Origin of the sequence: Parabacteroides leei, assembly GCF_023369805.1 — a bacterium.
In the GTDB taxonomy this organism is placed as follows: Bacteria; Bacteroidota; Bacteroidia; order Bacteroidales; family Tannerellaceae; genus Parabacteroides; species Parabacteroides leei.
Window position 1 is genome coordinate 1 of record NZ_JAMBQG010000002.1, and the last position, 17,702, is coordinate 17,702.

General features: G+C 43.6%; 9 protein-coding genes and 1 pseudogene. All 10 read left to right on the top strand.

Features of this window, described 5'->3' with window-relative positions; translation table 11 throughout:
• Positions 1–551 (top strand): annotated as a pseudogene (locus M1P97_RS03830) (beta-galactosidase); the annotation flags it as partial.
• A gap of 427 nt (positions 552–978) precedes the next feature.
• Complete coding sequence (locus M1P97_RS03835) at positions 979–2,592, top strand: alpha-L-fucosidase (RefSeq protein WP_195375325.1); 1,614 nt, start codon at positions 979–981, stop codon at positions 2,590–2,592.
• 2 nt (positions 2,593–2,594) lie between these two features.
• The gene (locus M1P97_RS03840) at positions 2,595–5,063 is read left to right on the top strand and encodes a hypothetical protein (protein ID WP_249388429.1); all 2,469 of its coding nucleotides are present in this window, start codon (positions 2,595–2,597) and stop codon (positions 5,061–5,063) included.
• A 38-nt stretch (positions 5,064–5,101) separates the two neighbouring features.
• Positions 5,102–6,631: a sulfatase gene (locus M1P97_RS03845; protein WP_195375327.1), complete on the top strand. Its 1,530-nt coding sequence runs from the start codon at positions 5,102–5,104 to the stop codon at positions 6,629–6,631.
• Positions 6,632–6,651: 20 nt separating this feature from the next.
• The gene (locus M1P97_RS03850) at positions 6,652–8,856 is read left to right on the top strand and encodes a sialate O-acetylesterase (RefSeq protein WP_249388430.1); all 2,205 of its coding nucleotides are present in this window, start codon (positions 6,652–6,654) and stop codon (positions 8,854–8,856) included.
• Positions 8,857–8,863: 7 nt separating this feature from the next.
• Complete coding sequence (locus M1P97_RS03855) at positions 8,864–10,273, top strand: sialate O-acetylesterase (RefSeq protein WP_249388431.1); 1,410 nt, start codon at positions 8,864–8,866, stop codon at positions 10,271–10,273.
• Between the two features lie 101 nt (positions 10,274–10,374).
• Positions 10,375–11,316, top strand: coding sequence for a metallophosphoesterase family protein (locus tag M1P97_RS03860; RefSeq protein WP_249388432.1), 942 nt, complete (start codon positions 10,375–10,377; stop codon positions 11,314–11,316).
• Between the two features lie 14 nt (positions 11,317–11,330).
• Positions 11,331–12,668, top strand: coding sequence for a GDSL-type esterase/lipase family protein (locus M1P97_RS03865; protein ID WP_195375330.1), 1,338 nt, complete (start codon positions 11,331–11,333; stop codon positions 12,666–12,668).
• 132 nt (positions 12,669–12,800) lie between these two features.
• Positions 12,801–14,960: an alpha-L-fucosidase gene (locus M1P97_RS03870; RefSeq protein WP_249388433.1), complete on the top strand. Its 2,160-nt coding sequence runs from the start codon at positions 12,801–12,803 to the stop codon at positions 14,958–14,960.
• 87 nt (positions 14,961–15,047) lie between these two features.
• Positions 15,048–17,597: a glycoside hydrolase family 95 protein gene (locus tag M1P97_RS03875; protein WP_394803876.1), complete on the top strand. Its 2,550-nt coding sequence runs from the start codon at positions 15,048–15,050 to the stop codon at positions 17,595–17,597.
• The last annotated feature ends 105 nt before the right edge of the window (positions 17,598–17,702 follow it).

Sequence of the window (17,702 nt, forward strand, 5' to 3'; positions counted from 1 at the left end):
TTCCTTATATTGCTTCAACACTCGACGATCAGGTGATGAACCGATTGGAGAAAGGCGAAAATGTCTTGCTTTTATTGGCTCCGGGAAGTATCTTGCCGGAAAAGGGAGGAGATATTCGTGTCGGCTTCTCGTCTATCTTCTGGAACACAGCCTGGACAAACAAGCAACCTCCTCATACATTAGGTATTCTCTGTGATCCCAAACATCCGGCACTGGCAGCTTTCCCGACAGAGGGTTACAGCGATTACCAATGGTGGGATCTGGTGAGCAATTGCAACGCAATGGTTCTGGATGATTTTCCGGCAGATTACCGTCCGGTTGTACATATTATTGACGATTGGTTCACGAACCGGAAGCTGGGAATCCTGCTGGAAGGCAAGATCGGTAACGGTAAATTGATGGTATGTAGTGTTGATTTGCAAAAGGATCTGGATAAGCGTCCTGCTGCCCGCCAGTTCCGTCAAAGCATTTTACAGTATATGGCATCTGATCGTTTCAATCCGTCTATCTCGATCGATCCGGAAAAGGTCAGAGCTTTGTATAAAAAGTGAATAACATTTTATGGGAAGTGGTCTCGCCTGTGCAGGAAACAATGGTAAACTTAAAATGTTCTATTGGCATTCTTAAAAAAATGTTCTTAAAAAGATGGGAAGCAACGGAGCCGAGACAGCCGGCAAGGTGAATACTTGTAATCTCTGTTGAAATGATTATCCATCTATAAACTAAAAATATCCATTGTCATAGTAAGCTAAAATCCGTTTTTTTGCATAAATTCTAATATCATCAATCAATGAAAAACCTAATTGTAAATCATTGTTAGCTGTTTGAAGGATTGGCTGAACAAGGAGGAGACCTTAAAACATATATGAGTTAAAGTAATCAGTCCAATGAAAGTGACCATAAAATAGTAGACGTTATATAAAAAAATAATAACGAAGAGATTGATTTATAATTAGTTTTGATAATAAATATTTACTCATGAAAAATAGTAGAAGTCTTATATATTCAATTTTATTGATGCAATTGGTAATTGTATCGAATGCTCAGGAAAGAAAACTGGATTGGGAAGAACTACGCAAACATTTTGAATGTCCGGCATGGTTTGCAAAGGCTCGTTTCGGAATATGGGCTCATTGGGGTGCCCAATCTCAGCCGGAAGAAGGTGGTGGTTGGTATGCACGCCACATGTATATGCCGGATGTGAAGAATGAAACCTGGGGAAAGAATGCTTATCCTTATCATTGTAAAACGTATGGGCATCCGTCGGAAAAAGGATTTAAGGATGTGATTCATGCCTGGAAAGCAGATAAACTGAATGCGGATTCTTTGATGCGGTATTTTAAAAGTTTAGGTGCTAAATATTTTGTGATCATGGCAAATCATCATGATCATTTCGACAACTTCAATTCAACTTATCATCCTTGGAACTCTGTTAATGTTGGTCCGAAACGTGATATTGTAGGTGAATTTGAAAAAGCTGCAAAGATGTATGAGATACCATTTGGTGTATCCTCTCATGATGATCGTTTTATGGATTGGTGGCTTCCTGCTTTCGGGCATGATAAGACAGGTGCGTATGCAAATGTCCCTTATGATGGGAATATGACCAAAGAAGATGGTACGGGTAAATGGTGGGAAGGATTGGATCCGGCAGATTTATATGGTTTGCCTCCGGCAAAACGAACACCGGAATGGGTAGAGAGTGTAAAACGAAATTGGGTACAGCGTCATACTGAATTAATTACGAAGTATGATGTAGATATGTTGTGGTTTGACGGGTATGGATTTCCTTATAATGAATATGGGAAAGAGCTTTGTACGACCTACTATAATCATCGTATGCAAAAAGATGGGAAGATCAAAGCTCTAGTTGCCGGTAAGTTTACTAATGAACCGTCAACGATAAAAGATATAGAATGTGGTGGTGCCAATGAGATCCTTCCACAGGTTTGGCAGGGGACACTAACTCCAAATAGCTGGTTTTATAAAACCGAGAGACCTTTGCGTCACAATGCGCGTACCATAATCGAGATGTTGATTGACATGAACAGTAAAAACGGAAATCTACTTCTGAATGTTGAATTGCGTCCGGATGGTACTATTCCGGAAGAGCATAAAGTTATTTTGGATGAAGTGGGAGCATGGGTAAATCTGAATAGTGAAGCGATTTATGGTAGTAAACCGTGGAAAGTTTATGGTGATAACCTGAATTCGATTGTTCAAAGACTGAAAAATGAGAAGAATCCTTCGGAAACAGATTTGGAGGCACTAAAAAAAATGGAAGGGGGAAATGAGCAGTTTAATGAACGTACCATCAGTAGTCCGATATATGGTAGCAATGAAGTACGTTTTACGACAAAAGGAGACGTTCTCTATATATTTGTGTTAAATCCGGAAGAAGGTCTCATTAAGCTATCGACACTGGGCTTGCAATCGAAATATAATCCCGGGAAAATAAAAACGATACAAATGATAGGTGGAGACGGCATATCGAAATTTACTCAGAATGCAGAAGCTCTACTCTTGTATGTACCTTCCCAACGACCCAATAAACAGGCTGTTGTTTTTAAAACTGTTTTTGAAAAAGATTGAATATGAAGAAAGTAATTTTGACAGGAGTTTTGGTAGGCCTTGTTCTTACGGTTGGATGTAATATACAGAAAGAGGTAAAGTCTATTCCGGATGCTATTTCCGGTATTTATCCCCGTTTAGCTTATTATAACAATGAAGGAGAGTGTGGAACAGGTGCGATAGTCCCTTGGGCGGATCGGTTGTGGGTGATCACATACGGACCACATTTGCCCAACGGTTCTTCCGATAAATTATACGAGGTGACACCTGATTATCAGCAGATAGTACGTGATGAAAGCATTGGTGGAACTCCGGCCAACCGGCTGATACATAAAGAAAGCAGCCAACTATTTATCGGTCCTTATGCCATTGATACTACGGGTAATGTGCGGGTCATTCCTTGTTCTGTCATGCCGGGACGCCATACAGGTAATGCCCGTCATTTAACAGACCCGGCCAACAAAATCTATTATGGAACCATGGAGGAAGGTTTCTATGAAGTGGATGTCAATACTCTTGAAGTGAAAGAGTTGTATCAGGATGGTAATAGCAAGAAGGGGATAAAGGATGACACCAATGACGTGCTGCCCGGTGTACATGGAAAAGGCTTGTATTCCGGTCAGGGCGTACTCCTTTTTACCAACAATGGAGAGGGAACGCAAGAGGCACTGAAGAAATTTGATGTGGAAGCGGGTGTTTTAGCCGAATGGGATGGTAAAGACTGGAAAGTGATCCGACGAAATCAGTTCACGGAAGTGACAGGCCCCGGCGGTATTGATGGAAATGCGAACCCGGATACCGATCCGTTATGGGCTACCGGGTGGGATCATAAATCTGTTTTATTGGGAGTGCGTGATGCTAAAAAAGGCTGGTCTTTTTATCGTCTTCCGAAAGCAAGCCATAGTTATGACGGTGCACATGGGTGGAATACCGAATGGCCGCGTATCCGTAATGTCGGAACAGCCTCTCATCCGGATTATTTAATGACAATGCATGGTATGTTCTGGCGTTTTCCTGGTCAGCTAACAGTGGACAACAGCGCAGGCATTCGTCCGCGATCTGCTTATCTGAAAGTAGTAGGCGACTTTACCCGCTGGAATGATCAACTTGTCTTTGGTTGCGACGATTCTGCTCAAAAAGAGTTCCTGAATAAACGTAAGGTCAAAGGGAATATGGAGGGACCCGGACAATCCAATTCCAATCTGTGGTTTACCTCTTTTACGAAACCGGATGAATTAGGCCCGGCAACAGCCGAAGGAGCCGTTTGGACAAAGGAAAGCGTGAAAGCAAACGAAGTTTCCGAACCTTTCTTGTTTGCCGGTTGGCCAAATCGTATCGGCTGGATCAAGAATCAGGGAAAACAACCAGTCACTTTTTCTTATGAAGTAGATGAAAGAGGAACTAACGAATGGAAAACATTGAAAGCTGTTACACTGAATCCCGGAAAGGCCGCAAGTGTACAGTTCTCATCAGAAGATAAAGGAGAATGGATCCGTGTGAAAGCAGATAAAGCCACATCGGCAACAGCCAGCTTTTCCTATACCTCATCCGATGACCGTCCGTTACAGCCTTCGGATATGTATAAAGGACTAGCCTCTGCTACCGATGTAAATGTAACCGGAGGTCTGCTGTATGGGCTTGGCGACAACCGCCGTGCGTTAGGCTTGCTGGCTAATACGGTTGAAAATGGTCAAATTACTGAAACCGGCTACTATGAAATGGGAGATAAACTGGAGTTGATTCGTAAAGAAGATGCTCAAACCGCTGATTTTATCCGGTCTGAATTTGCCATTCCTCAACAGGTTGTATCAATAGAGAATAGCTCGGTGTTGATTGTTGATGATTTAGAACGCAGATGGCGTTTACCTTTAGGGAATGAAGCCTATACAGAGTTGACAAATCAGGGAGCACTCCGTGTTTGTCGCGAAGTTGCAACAGAGCGTGACTTGTTCTTTTCTATGGGAACATTTTATGAACTTCCGGCTGAAAACGCAGACGGTTATGCCAAGATTCGTCCGATCGCTACCCATAATTATCGTATCAACGATTATGCCTCTTACCGGGGAATGCTTGTCCTGAGCGGAGTGAATCCGGAAGAGGGAGCAGGTAATGAACATATAATTATATCCAATGATGGTAAAGCGGCTGTTTGGGTAGGTGTTATCGATGATTTGTGGCTATTGGGAAAACCGGTAGGTAAAGGTGGCCCGTGGAAAGACACAGAAGCGAAAGCCGGCATTCCGTCTGATCCTTATTTGATCGGATTTTATGACAAGAAAGAGTTGATGTTGTCGCATCAGTCTGCCGAAGATATCACCTTCACTATTGAAGTAGATCCGACAGGAAATGGCGATTGGATGGAATATCTGGTGCAACGGGTAAAATCCGGAGAGAAGTGGACGCATAAATTCCCTAAAGAATTTCAGGCTCGCTGGATTCGTTGCTCTGTGGATACTGACACAAAAGCGACAGCATGGCTAGAGTATAGATAAGTTGATCGTAAATATTTGCCATGATAAAATATCAAAAAATGAAGAAAAGAATTATTATATCTGGATTATCGGCAGTAGCTCCGTTGTTATTGTCTGCACAAACGGCACAGCCGAATATAGTCTTGTTTCTGGTAGACGATATGGGATGGCAGGACACCTCCGTCCCCTTCTGGAATCAGGAAACCCCTTTCAACCGTATGTTTCATACTCCCAATATGGAACGCCTCGCTGAGCAGGGGGTAAAGTTTACATCCGCATATGCTTGCAGTGTAAGTTCTCCTACCCGGATTAGTTTGTTTACAGGAATGAATGCTGCCCGTCATCGTGTTACAAATTGGACATTACATCGTAATCAGAATGTCGACAGCAAACATAAAGTACTGGATTTCCCGGAATGGAATGTGAATGGACTTTGCCCGGATGCCAGTATCGAACGAACTTGCCAGGCATTGCCTTTAGCACAGGCTTTGAAAGATGGAGGATATTATACCATACATTGCGGGAAAGCCCATTTCGGAGCAATTGGTACTCCGGGTGAGAACCCCTTGAATTTGGGCTTTGATGTGAATATTGCCGGACATGCCTGTGGTGGTCCAGGTTCTTATCTGGGAGAAGAAAATTATGGGGCTCCAAAAGACGGAACGAAGGATATCTGGGCAGTTCCCGGATTGGAGAAATATCACGGAACAGATGTGTTTCTGACGGAAGCAATTACCCGTGAAGCGATTGACCGTTTAAACCGGCGCGACAAAGCGAAACCATTCTTTCTTTATATGGCGCATTATGCAGTACATGTTCCCGTCAAACCCGATAAACGTTTCTATCAGAAATACATCGATCGTGGCTTGGACGAACGTGATGCTGCTTATGCCACATTGGTTGAAGGAATGGATAAAAGCTTAGGTGATCTGATGGATTATCTGGAGCAGAATAATTTGTCGGATAATACGATTATCATTTTTATGTCGGACAATGGAGGTCTGAGTGTTGAAGCCAGTGTGAGAAGCGGAGAACTCAATGTTCATAATCGTCCGTTGAACAGTGGAAAAGGCTCCGCCTATGAAGGGGGAATCCGTGAGCCGATGATTGTTTCATGGCCGGGGGTAACAAAAGCGGGTACCATCTGTGATGATTACCTGATTATTGAAGATTTTTATCCGACATTGTTGGAAATGGGAGGTGTAAAAATGCCGGATACACCTCAAACGATTGATGGAGAAAGCTTTATTCCTCTGCTCACCGGCAAAGGAAAGAATCCGTCCAAAGGGCGTTCGCTTTACTGGAATTATCCGAATAATTGGGGACCGGTCGGTCCTGGCATTGGAGCAACCTGTTCTATTCGCAAAGACGATTGGAAACTGATTTATTATTATGCTACAGGGCAGAAGGAACTTTTTAATTTGCGAGATGATATTGGAGAAAATCACGATTTATCAGCAAAAGAGCCTAAACGGGTAGAGAAACTATCCAAAGAGTTGGGCAAGCATTTACGGAAAGTGGGAGGCCAGCGTCCTGTATTTAAAGAAACGGGTATGCCAGTGCCTTGGCCGGATGAAGTTCACAAATAGCAACTTAACAAATTGATAAGATGAATAATATTCGAATTTTAGGAATGGTAGCAGGTTTATTATTGCTAATAGCCAATTTGAATGCACAAATCAGTCTGCCGTCCATTTTTACGGATCACATGGTTTTGCAACAGAGAAGCGAAGTTCCGGTATGGGGATGGGGGAATTCCACAAGTATAGTGAAGGTTGTTGGTAGTTGGGCTCCGCAGGATACATCAATCGCTGTTGTCGGACCGGATGGAAGCTGGAAAACAAAACTAAAAACAGTGGCTGCCGGAGGACCCTATACGTTGCATATAATAGGAAACGGTGATCGTGTATTGCAGGATGTTATGCTGGGAGAAGTCTGGCTTTGTAGTGGACAATCTAATATGGAATGGACACCTATGCACAATATTGATAATCGGGATAAAGAAATAGCTGCGGCGAATTATCCGAATATACGTTTTTTTCATATACCCAGGCGTGGTGCTGCGACTCCACAGAATCATGTGGATGCACTTTGGGCTACGTGTACACCTGAAGTAATGAAAGGGACGAGTGCTGTGGCCTATTTTTTCGGTCGTGATTTACAGAAAGAACTGGGTGTACCGGTGGGACTGATTGTTTCGGCTTGGGGAGGTACTCCTGCAGAAATATGGGCTCCTGAAAAACCGATAATGGATAATCCGCAAATATATAAAACGCTTCCAACAAAAGCGAATCCCTGGCATCCCAAAGAACCGGGAGCATTGTATAATCAAATGATACATCCGATTACTCCGTATGGTTTGGCAGGAGCAATTTGGTATCAGGGAGAATCAAACCGTGACTATCCGGAGTCTTATGGTCTTATATTAAAAACACTGATTGAAAGTTGGCGGGAGAAGTTTGAAAAAGAACTTCCGTTCTATTTGGTACAGATAGCTCCTTTTGCTTATGGTTCTGATGATAATGGACCGGCTTTGGTCCGTGAACATCAGGAGTGGGTTTCACGTAATGTCCCCGGAACGGGAATGGTTGTTGTTGCGGATTGTGTTGCAAATGTGAAAGATATTCATCCAACAGATAAGCAAAGCGTTGGTCTGCGTTTAGCGAATATGGCTTTAGGTAAAACATATGGCCGGCTTGCATCCGGTTATGAGAGTCCGTTGTTTAAGGAGATGACAGTCAAGAAAAATAAGGCTATTATTTCATTCTTACATGCTGAAAGTGGATTGATAGCTAAGGGAAAACAAATTGTCGGTTTTCGAATTGCCGGAGAGGATGGGGTGTTTGAACAAGCGGAAGCTAAGATTAAGAATAATACAGTTGAAGTCAGTTCTTCGCGGGTAAAGAATCCGGTCAGTGTTCAGTATTGTTTTGATGATGCAACTATTGGTAATTTGTTCAGTAAAGAAGGATTGCCTGTTGCTCCTTTTCGTACTGCCAGGGATTGTTCTTCTCATGCTCAGGTGTCTGATGAGAATCCGGCTGACAAACCCTGGGCGACCGGCGGAGGCATTAAAAATGCAGAGTGGCATGGTTTTAGGGTGTATGAATCCAAAATAGATGAATTTACCATCTGGATAGCCGAACCCAAAACTCCGGCCAAAGGTAAGCCGTGGGTCATGCGGATACAAGATTTCGGTGATGGTTTCCATTGGCAAATCAATGAAAAATTATTGAATTCGGGAGCTTATGTGGTTGCTATCAATTCGTATAATGTGTATGGTGCCGATTATGGGTTGAACCTGATGGATAGTTTGTATAATGTAGCGCGTCATCATTTTGGCCTGCCCGAAAAATGTGCTTTGGCCGGTGTCTCCCGGGCAGGCCTTTCAGCCTATCGTTGGAGCATACGACATCCCGAACGTGTGGCATGCATCTATTGCGAAGGTCCGGTGTTGGACTTTAAAACGTGGCCGATGTCTTGGTCTCCATCTGCTAATAACTGGGTTGAACTGAAACGTTATTATGGTTTCACCGGTGATGCGGAGGCGATTGCATATAAAGGAAATCCAATCGATAACCTGAAGCCTATTGCAAAGGCCAAAATACCTATCAGGCATGTGATTAGTCTGACGGATGAGCATGATACGAAGATCGTTCCGAATGATAAAAATACCTTGAAAGCTCAACAGTATTTGCGGCAGATGGGACACGATATGGAAGTTGTGGTTACTCCCGAAGGAATGAATGTGCCCTACGCATTTGATGATGAATCAGTTGAATTTATGATTTCAAATGCTGTTTATAATAAATAATAATACAATGAATTACATCAAAACTCTTGCCGCTTTGTTAGTCGGCTGTTCGTTTAGCGCAAAGGCGCAAACATATACTCCGATCTCTTTGCCCGCATTGTTCTCGGACCATATGGTCTTGCAACAGGAAGATTCCGTGCCGGTTTGGGGATGGGGAAACGCTAGTTCGACACTGAAAATCGTAGGCAGTTGGGCTCCTGAAGATACGGCCTCGGTAATGGTTGATGATAACGGTCGTTGGATGGGGAAGATCAAAACAACCCGTTACGGAGGGCCTTATAACTTGCAGGTCTTTACGCCTAATAAAGGGGATGAAGTGCTGTTGAAAGATGTCATGTTGGGTGAAGTGTGGGTGTGCAGCGGACAGTCCAATATGGAATGGTCTTCTGGCAATGGCATAAATAACCAGCAGGAGGAGATCGGAGCGGCCAACTATCCGAATATCCGCTTCTTTAGTTTGGCGAAGCAGGCTAGCAGGTCGCCGCAGGAGGATTGCCGGGCCGTGTGGGAAACTTGTACGCCGACGGTCATGCAAAAGCGAAGTGCCGTGGCTTACTTTTTCGGCAGGCTCCTGCACCAGCAGTTGAAAGTGCCGGTCGGACTGATTGTTTCGGCTTGGGGTGGGTCCAATGTGGAATCTTGGATACCGGAGGAATTGATACCTGACACACCGGAACAGCGGAAACTCATGCAGAGCCGGAAGAACCCCTGGTGGCCGGTCGAATCGGGAGTGCTTTACAACAGTATGGTCAACCCGCTTCTCCCTTACCGGATTGCCGGGGCTATCTGGTACCAGGGAGAGTCCAACCGAGATGATGTCCAGCCGTATGCCACCTATATGAAACAGCTGATTCAAACCTGGCGTAAAGGGTTTGACAAGGAATTTCCTTTCTATCAAGTGCAGATAGCTCCCTATAATTATAAATCGACCGACAACGGCCCGGCCCTGATTCGTGAAGCACAAGAGTTGGTGGCACGTACTGTCCCGCGCACGGAAGTGGTCGTCACCAACGACTTGGGTGAATTTGGCAATATACATCCTGCCCGTAAACAGGAAGTCGGTATCCGGCTAGGTAATATTGCGTTGAAAGAGAACTATGGGATGCTGGAAAGCGAAGAGGTTCGGAGTCCTTTCTTGACCCATGCGGAGGTGGAAAAGAACCGGGTGATCCTTACTTTCAACCATGCGGTGGATGGATTGGTTTGTAAAGGCAAGGAGGTGAAAGGTTTGCAAATAGCCGGTGAAGATGGCGTTTTCAAGGAGGCCAAAGTGCGTATGGAAGAAAGCCGTTTGGTTGTCTATGCATCGGGTATCAAATCTCCTGCCTTTGTCCGTTATTGTTTTGATGACGCAACGGAGGGAAACCTGTTTAATAAACAAGGATTGCCGGTGGCTCCTTTTCAAAAGAAGTTATAGGTGGAATAATTATTAGTAATCTATAAACCAATAAAATAATAATTTAAACGATGAGTTATTTAAAATCAGTGTATTTTTGTTTGGCCGTAACAGTACTGTGTATGGTTACGACTTCTTGTGTAAAAAAAGAAACTCCGGTAAGATTTGCTATCGCATCAGACTTTCATGCTCCGGATGTGCCGGGAGGGAAAGAACGTGTTGAGGCATTTATTAAAGCGGCTAATGACGAGAATGTGGATTTTATCATAGAACTGGGAGATTTCTGCCGACTAGACAGCGCTAGCCAAATATATAGAGAAGTATGGCATAATTTTAAAGGAGAAAAATACCACGCCATAGGAAATCATGATCTTGACCGTTACAATGTAGATGAATATGTACAGGGAATGGGGATGCCGAATCGTTATTATTCGTTTGACAAAGAAGGTTTCCATTTTGTGGTACTTGATGGTAATAATTATTTTGATGGTGAAAACATCCATCATTATGACCATGCTAATTATGGAGCTTTCCCTTATACAAATCATTCTTATTTGGATAAGGAACAGATGGAGTGGCTGGCTAAGGATTTGGCATCAACAGATTTGAAAGTTGTTCTATTTTCTCACCAAAGCCTTGATAGCGAACTGAAGAATGGTGCGGAGGTACGAGCTATATTGGAAAAAGAAAATGAGCGTGCCGGGTTTAAAAAAGTCGTATTGGCATTCAGTGGACATAACCATAGTAATTATACGAAAGAAATCAATGGCATTTCTTACATGCAGATTAATAGTGCTTCCTATGTTTGGATTGGTGAACCAACCCAGACGGAAAAGAGATTTCCGAAAGAAATTAATGAGAAATATTCTTTGATGGCATATTCGATGATGTATGACAAACCATTATATGCTATTGTTACGTTGACGGAAGATGGAGCTGATGTCAAAGGGGTAAAAGCCCAATTTATGCCACCTGCACCTAAAGAAATCGGTTTGGGGGATTCAATAGGAGTCTATCCGTTGGTATCGGTTATAGAGGATGCTTATGTTGAATTTGCAGACTGAAAAAGAGGAAGAGTATGAGATATTTACTTATAACCATTACCCTTTTTCTGTCAATATTTTGTTTCGGACAAAAGATTAAAGTTGCGTGTGTAGGGAATAGTATTACCTATGGAGCCGGAATTGTGAATCGTGAAAAAAATAGTTACCCGGCACAATTGCAAGTTTATCTGGGAGATAAATACGAGGTTCGTAATTTCGGCAGTAATGGGGCTACTACGCTTCATAAAGGTGATTATCCCTATATGCAGACAGAAGCATATAAACAAGCGATAGCCTACTGTCCGGATATTGTTTTCATTAAATTAGGTACGAATGATTCCAAACCTCAAAATCTTTGTTATCAACAAGATTTTGAGTCTAATTATAGGGCGCTTATCCGAAGTTTTGCCCGACTTTCTTCGCGACCACGAATTATTCTGTTATCACCTCTTCGTTGTTTTTTAACAGAAACAGCATCGATAAAAGATCGTGTAATTCAGAAATCTTTTGTTCCGGTTATAAAGGAAATTGCCCAGGATGAAAAACTCGAATATATAGATCTTTATGATTTAATGGGAGATGAATATGATCAGTCATTGATGCCGGACCGCCTTCATCCGTCTTCTATCGGAGCCGGTCGGATTGCTCAGAGGTTATATGAATATTTAAATCCCGAGCAATATGATTCTAATCCTTGCACGCATCCGATATGTGGAAATGAATACCGGAGTGGGGCTGGGTGGAAAGAAGGGGCTGACTGGCATGCGGTGTCAGAGGAAATCACACAAATAGTCTCTTCCAAAAAGCTGGATATTTTGTTTTTGGGGAATTCAATAACACAAGGATTCGGAGGTAGTCGTAGTCTTGTTACTTATAAACCGGGAAAAGCGGTAGCCGACAGTTGCTTTACGAATCTTTGCTGGGAATCTGCCGGTATTTCGGGAGATAGAACAGAAACGTTACTTTGGCGTATTTTGAATGGACGTTATGAAAAATCTGTCCCTTCTTATGTGGTAATAACGATCGGTGTGAATAATATTGTAGCCGGACATCGTGCTGAAGATATAGCAGATGGTATACAGAAGGTTGCCAAAATTAGTAGAAAACAATTTCCCGATTCAAAGATTTTGCTCTTAGGGTTACTGCCTGTCGGGTTGGAGAAAACATCAGAGAGAAGAATACAATATGACTCTATTCATGCAAAATTGGAACAACAAGACTGGGGAAGTATTAAGTATGTGAATCCTACCCCCTGGTTCACGGATGAAGAAGGGCGGTTAAAAGAAGAATTGTATGGTGGTGATCATTTACATCTCACCCCAAAAGGGTATGAAGTGTGGTGTGAACATATGAAAGAAGTCCTTTTTCAATAGCGAATTAACCGGGCATGTAGATTAAGATAACTCTGCAAACCATTGCGTAATTATTTTGTATCGTTAATTTGTTGAATTAGAGAATTAAACTGTATTTTTGATATCTAAATACATTTATCATATTAAACACACATGAAAAAAATCTATTCTTTTTTGCTTGGAACAGTGCTTTTGTCTGCCTGTTCGCAAACACAAGACACGGGTCTGCCTTTTCAAAATACGATTGAAATTAATGAGGAAGATAGTAAAGAACTCATCATACAGAAGGCGGCTCATGTTGTGCCAACCCCAAATCAGTTGGCTGCATTACAAAATGAGTTTATAGCCTTTATCCATTTCGGACCGAACTCTTTTACTCGTATGGAATGGGGGAATGGTATGGAAGATCCGAAAATATTCGATCTGAAGGAACTCGATACCGACCAGTGGTGCGAAGCCATGAAAGCTGCCGGGATGAAAATGGTTATTATTACCGTGAAGCATCATGACGGATTTGTTTTGTGGCAGAGCCGCTATACGAAACATGGAATTATGTCGACCGGCTTCAGAGATGGGAAAGGAGATGTTTTGAAAGATTTGTCTGCTTCCTGTCAGAAATATGGATTGAAATTGGGAGTGTATTTATCTCCGGCCGATTTATATCAGATAGAAAACCCGGAAGGACTCTATGGAAATCTGAGTAAATATACCAAACGGACAATTCCGCGTGAAGTACCCGGAAGACCGTTCGCCAATCAAACGAAATTTGAATTTGTAGTAGACGATTATAACGAATATTTCCTGAATCAGTTGTTTGAGGTACTGACTGAATACGGGCCTATTCACGAAGTCTGGTTCGATGGCGCCCATCCGAAACGGAAAGGCGGACAAACGTATAATTATCCTGCCTGGAAAGAATTGATTCATAAATTAGCTCCGAACGCAGTAATCTTTGGTCGTGAGGATGTACGTTGGTGTGGTAATGAAGCCGGTGGAACCCGGCCGACGGAATGGAATGTGGTCCCTTATCCCGAGAACCCGGATACAACCTCTCATTTCCCGGATATGACAGACCCGGTATTGGCTGATAGGGATAAACTGTATCAGGGGAAATTCCTGCATTATCAACAGGCCGAAACCAATACTTCCATCCGGGAAGGCTGGTTCTACCGTGACGACACACACCAGAAGGTCAGAAGTGCCGACGATGTATTTGATATATACGAACGTGCAGTAGGTGGAAACTCGACTTTCCTGTTGAATATTCCCCCCAACCGTGACGGGAAATTCTCTCCGAGAGATGTCGAGTCGTTGAAGGAAACAGGTAAACGTATCCGTGAAACGTATTCTACGGATCTGTTGGCCGGAGCGAAGGGGCCGCAGGAAATTCTGGATGGTAAGGACGATACTTATTTACTGATGGAGGGTAATAAGAAAGAGTTTGTGATTACAACCCCTTCTCCGGTTACGGTAAACCGTATCATGCTTCAGGAAGCGATCGCGACGAATGGAGAACGCGTGGAGAAACATGCCGTAGATGCCTGGATAGACGGTGCATGGAAAGAGATAGCCATCTCCACTAACATCGGTTACAAACGTATTTTGCGTTTCCCGGAAGTAACGACCGATAAACTTTGTTTCCGGCTGTTGGAATCACGTCTGACACCGGCTATCAGTCATATATCTGCTCATTATTATAAATCTCGTCCGCCTCAGTTGAGTTTCAGTCAGGATGTGAACGGATTAGTAACGATCGAACCACAATTGCAGGATTTTGGATGGAAGTCTCATGGAGAGAATGCCGCAAGTAATCTGAATGCCGGTTATAAGATCTATTATACCACTGACGGAACAGAGCCGACTGAAGAATCCACAGAATATAAAGAACCTGTTAAACTGGATCGCTGTGAACTGAAAGCTGTAGCAGTTTTGCATGGTGAGAAAGGAACTATGTCTGCTGAACGACTGGGATTGATCAAGAAAGACTGGAAGTTGTTGGAGACTAAAGGTAATAGTAATCTGCCTTATCTTGCTATAGATTTAGGAAGTAATCTCGAATTGAACGGATTTGCCTACAAACCGCAGTCTGGTAAGGGCTTTAAAAGGGGAGTGGCAAAAGGCGTTGTTAAAGTGAGTGATGATGGACAAAATTGGAAAACGTTGGAAAACTTTGAATTCGGAAATTTAGTGAATGATCCGAGTAAACGGTATCATTATTTCAAGAAAGCGACCTCTGCCCGTTATGTACGTATCGACATAACCGAAATGGCACAGGAAGGTGAGCTTACGATAGCCGATTTTGATCTGCTCTGATTGAAAATACTTTAAAAACTTTTGATGTCTCCGGAAAACAATTACTTTTGTCTTCCGGAGATATTTTTTTAATCTAATTCTAAATCCATGATTATGCGAGTACTATCTTATTTTATGTGTTTGTTTCTACTTTTGGCGTGCGCGAAAACACCAGAGGAGAAACCCTTAACTTTATGGTATGACAAACCTGCCGGAAACTGGAATGAAGCACTGCCTATCGGGAATGGACATGCCGGGGCAATGGTGTTCGGGGGAGTCGACTCCGAACAACTTCAGTTGAACGAAAATACTCTTTACAGCGGTGAACCTTCGGTGATCTTTAAAGACATAAAGGTCACTCCCGAAATGTTTGACAAGGTGGTCGGGCTGATGAGGAAAGAAAGATATAAAGAAGCAACCGATTTGGTTTGTAAAAACTGGCTCGGACGTTTACACCAATATTACCAGCCGTTTGCCGATCTTCATATTCAAAATAATAAAACCGGAGAAGTCAGTGAATATAAACGTGACCTGAATATCTCGGATGCAATAGCAAGTACAAGATATGTGCAGAACGGCATTCGTTATGAACGGGAAGTTTTTGCTTCAAACCCGGAAAATGTGATTGTCGTTTGCTTGAGAAGTGATAGTCCGGAAGGAATCGATATTACTCTTGATTTTACATCGGAACATCCTACTGCCGTGCAGAAAAGTAAAGACGACCGTCTCGTAGTGCAGGGGAAAGCCCCCGGCTATGTGGAACGCCGTACGTTTGAACAGATGGAAAGCTGGGGTGACCAGCATAAACACCCCGAATTGTATGATGAAAAAGGTAACCGTAAATTCGACAAGCGCGTACTGTACGGAGATGAGATAGATAATAAGGGAATGTTGTTTGAAGCACAACTCAAACCGGTCTTACCTTCGGGTGGTAACTGTGAAATTACCGATTCTGGTATACATATCAGCCAAACGGATGAGGTTTATTTCGTAATGAGCTTGGCGACCAGCTATAACGGATACGATAAAAGCCCCAGCTTGGAGGGGGTAGACCCGGCCGGAAAAGCAGCCGGCATACTTGATAAAGCTACTGCATACAATTACAAGGAACTGAAGAAAAGACATCTTGACGATTACCGCAATCTGTTCAGTCGTGTCAAACTGGATCTGAAATCCGATGAGGAGCAATTAGCTTTGCCGACAGACGAACGGATTATCCGTTTTGATGAGAAGGCCGATCCGGCTTTGTCTGCCCTCTTGTTTCAGTACGGACGCTATCTGATGATCAGCGGTTCGCGTCCCGGGGGACAGCCGCTGAACCTGCAGGGTATCTGGAATAAAGAGATCGTTCCACCCTGGAACTGTGGCTATACGCAGAATATCAATCTCGAGATGAACTACTGGATGGCGGAAACTGCAAACTTGTCGGAATGCCAGGAACCATTGTTCACTCTGATAAAGGAGTTATCGGAGACTGGTGCCGAAACAGCCCGTAACATGTATGGCCGGCGTGGTTGGGTGGCTCATCACAACACTTCTCTCTGGCGCGAGTCGTTGCCGAACGATAATGTCCCAACTGCCTCTTTCTGGCCAATGGTACAAGGATGGCTTTGTAGCCATTTGTGGGAACACTACCTTTATTCGGGCGATAAAGAGTTTCTGAAAAATACGGCTTATCCGCTGACGAAAGGAGCTGCAGAGTTCTATGCCGACTGGCTGGTCGATGATGGCGAAGGCCATCTGGTTACTCCTGTCGGTGTCTCTCCCGAAAACTGGTTCGTAACACCTCAGGGGGAAAATACTGCTTTGAGTATGGGCCCGACAATGGATATGGCTATCATACGTGAAACATTTGAACGTACAATTAAAATGTCTGAAATGTTCGGTCTGGATCCTGAATTGCGAACCGAGTTGGAAGGCAAGTTAGCCAAGCTGCTGCCTTACCGCATCGGTAGCCGCGGACAGTTGCAGGAATGGATGTACGACTTTAAGGAGCAAGATCCCAAACACCGCCATCTGTCTCACCTGTACGGGTTCTATCCGGGTGATCAAATCACTCCCGATGCTACTCCCGACTTATTCAAAGCTGTCGAGCAAAGCTTAAATTTGCGTGGCGATGCTGCCACCGGCTGGTCGATGGGCTGGAAGATCAACTGCTGGGCACGTTTGCTGGATGGTAATCATGCGTATGCGATCATCAAGAACTTATTCAATCCCGTTCAGTTTGGCCCGAAGAATAGAAATGGCGGCGGTTTGTATAGCAATATGCTCGATGCTTGTCCGCCTTTCCAGATCGACGGAAACTTCGGCTATACCGCGGGTGTTGCCGAAATGCTGCTGCAAAGTCATGCCGGATTTATCCAATTGCTGCCAGCTCTTCCGGATGTATGGAGCGAAGGAGCTGTCTCCGGCCTGAAGGCGCGTGGCAACTTTGAAGTCGCAATGAAATGGCAACAAGGCAGTCTGTCTGAAGCTACCATCCTTTCCGGAAGCGGGAAGGAGTGCCGGTTGAGAACATCCCTTCCTATTGTGGTGAAACAGGGTGGTAAAGCGATAGCAACTTCTTCTCCGGTTACTTCCAACGGGAAAGAATACTATGAAACGGTCTTTGCTACTGTAGCTGGGAAGAGCTACCAGGTAAGTCCGATTACTCCCTGAGGAAATCTCTAATACATGGGAAGTATTTATATTTGTCTGCCGATATAATCTGTTGTCGACGCCCTCGGCAATATAAACGACGTCCTCGACAATATTGTTGACGTC

Bases quoted from the DNA above. Each gene is read 5' to 3' on its own strand.
- M1P97_RS03835 (WP_195375325.1), top strand. From the start codon at position 979: ATGAAAAATAGTAGAAGTCTTATATATTCAATTTTATTGATGCAATTG.
- M1P97_RS03840 (WP_249388429.1), top strand. From the start codon at position 2,595: ATGAAGAAAGTAATTTTGACAGGAGTTTTGGTAGGCCTTGTTCTTACG.
- M1P97_RS03845 (WP_195375327.1), top strand. From the start codon at position 5,102: ATGAAGAAAAGAATTATTATATCTGGATTATCGGCAGTAGCTCCGTTG.
- M1P97_RS03850 (WP_249388430.1), top strand. From the start codon at position 6,652: ATGAATAATATTCGAATTTTAGGAATGGTAGCAGGTTTATTATTGCTA.
- M1P97_RS03855 (WP_249388431.1), top strand. From the start codon at position 8,864: ATGAATTACATCAAAACTCTTGCCGCTTTGTTAGTCGGCTGTTCGTTT.
- M1P97_RS03860 (WP_249388432.1), top strand. From the start codon at position 10,375: ATGGTTACGACTTCTTGTGTAAAAAAAGAAACTCCGGTAAGATTTGCT.
- M1P97_RS03865 (WP_195375330.1), top strand. From the start codon at position 11,331: ATGAGATATTTACTTATAACCATTACCCTTTTTCTGTCAATATTTTGT.
- M1P97_RS03870 (WP_249388433.1), top strand. From the start codon at position 12,801: ATGAAAAAAATCTATTCTTTTTTGCTTGGAACAGTGCTTTTGTCTGCC.
- M1P97_RS03875 (WP_394803876.1), top strand. From the start codon at position 15,048: ATGATTATGCGAGTACTATCTTATTTTATGTGTTTGTTTCTACTTTTG.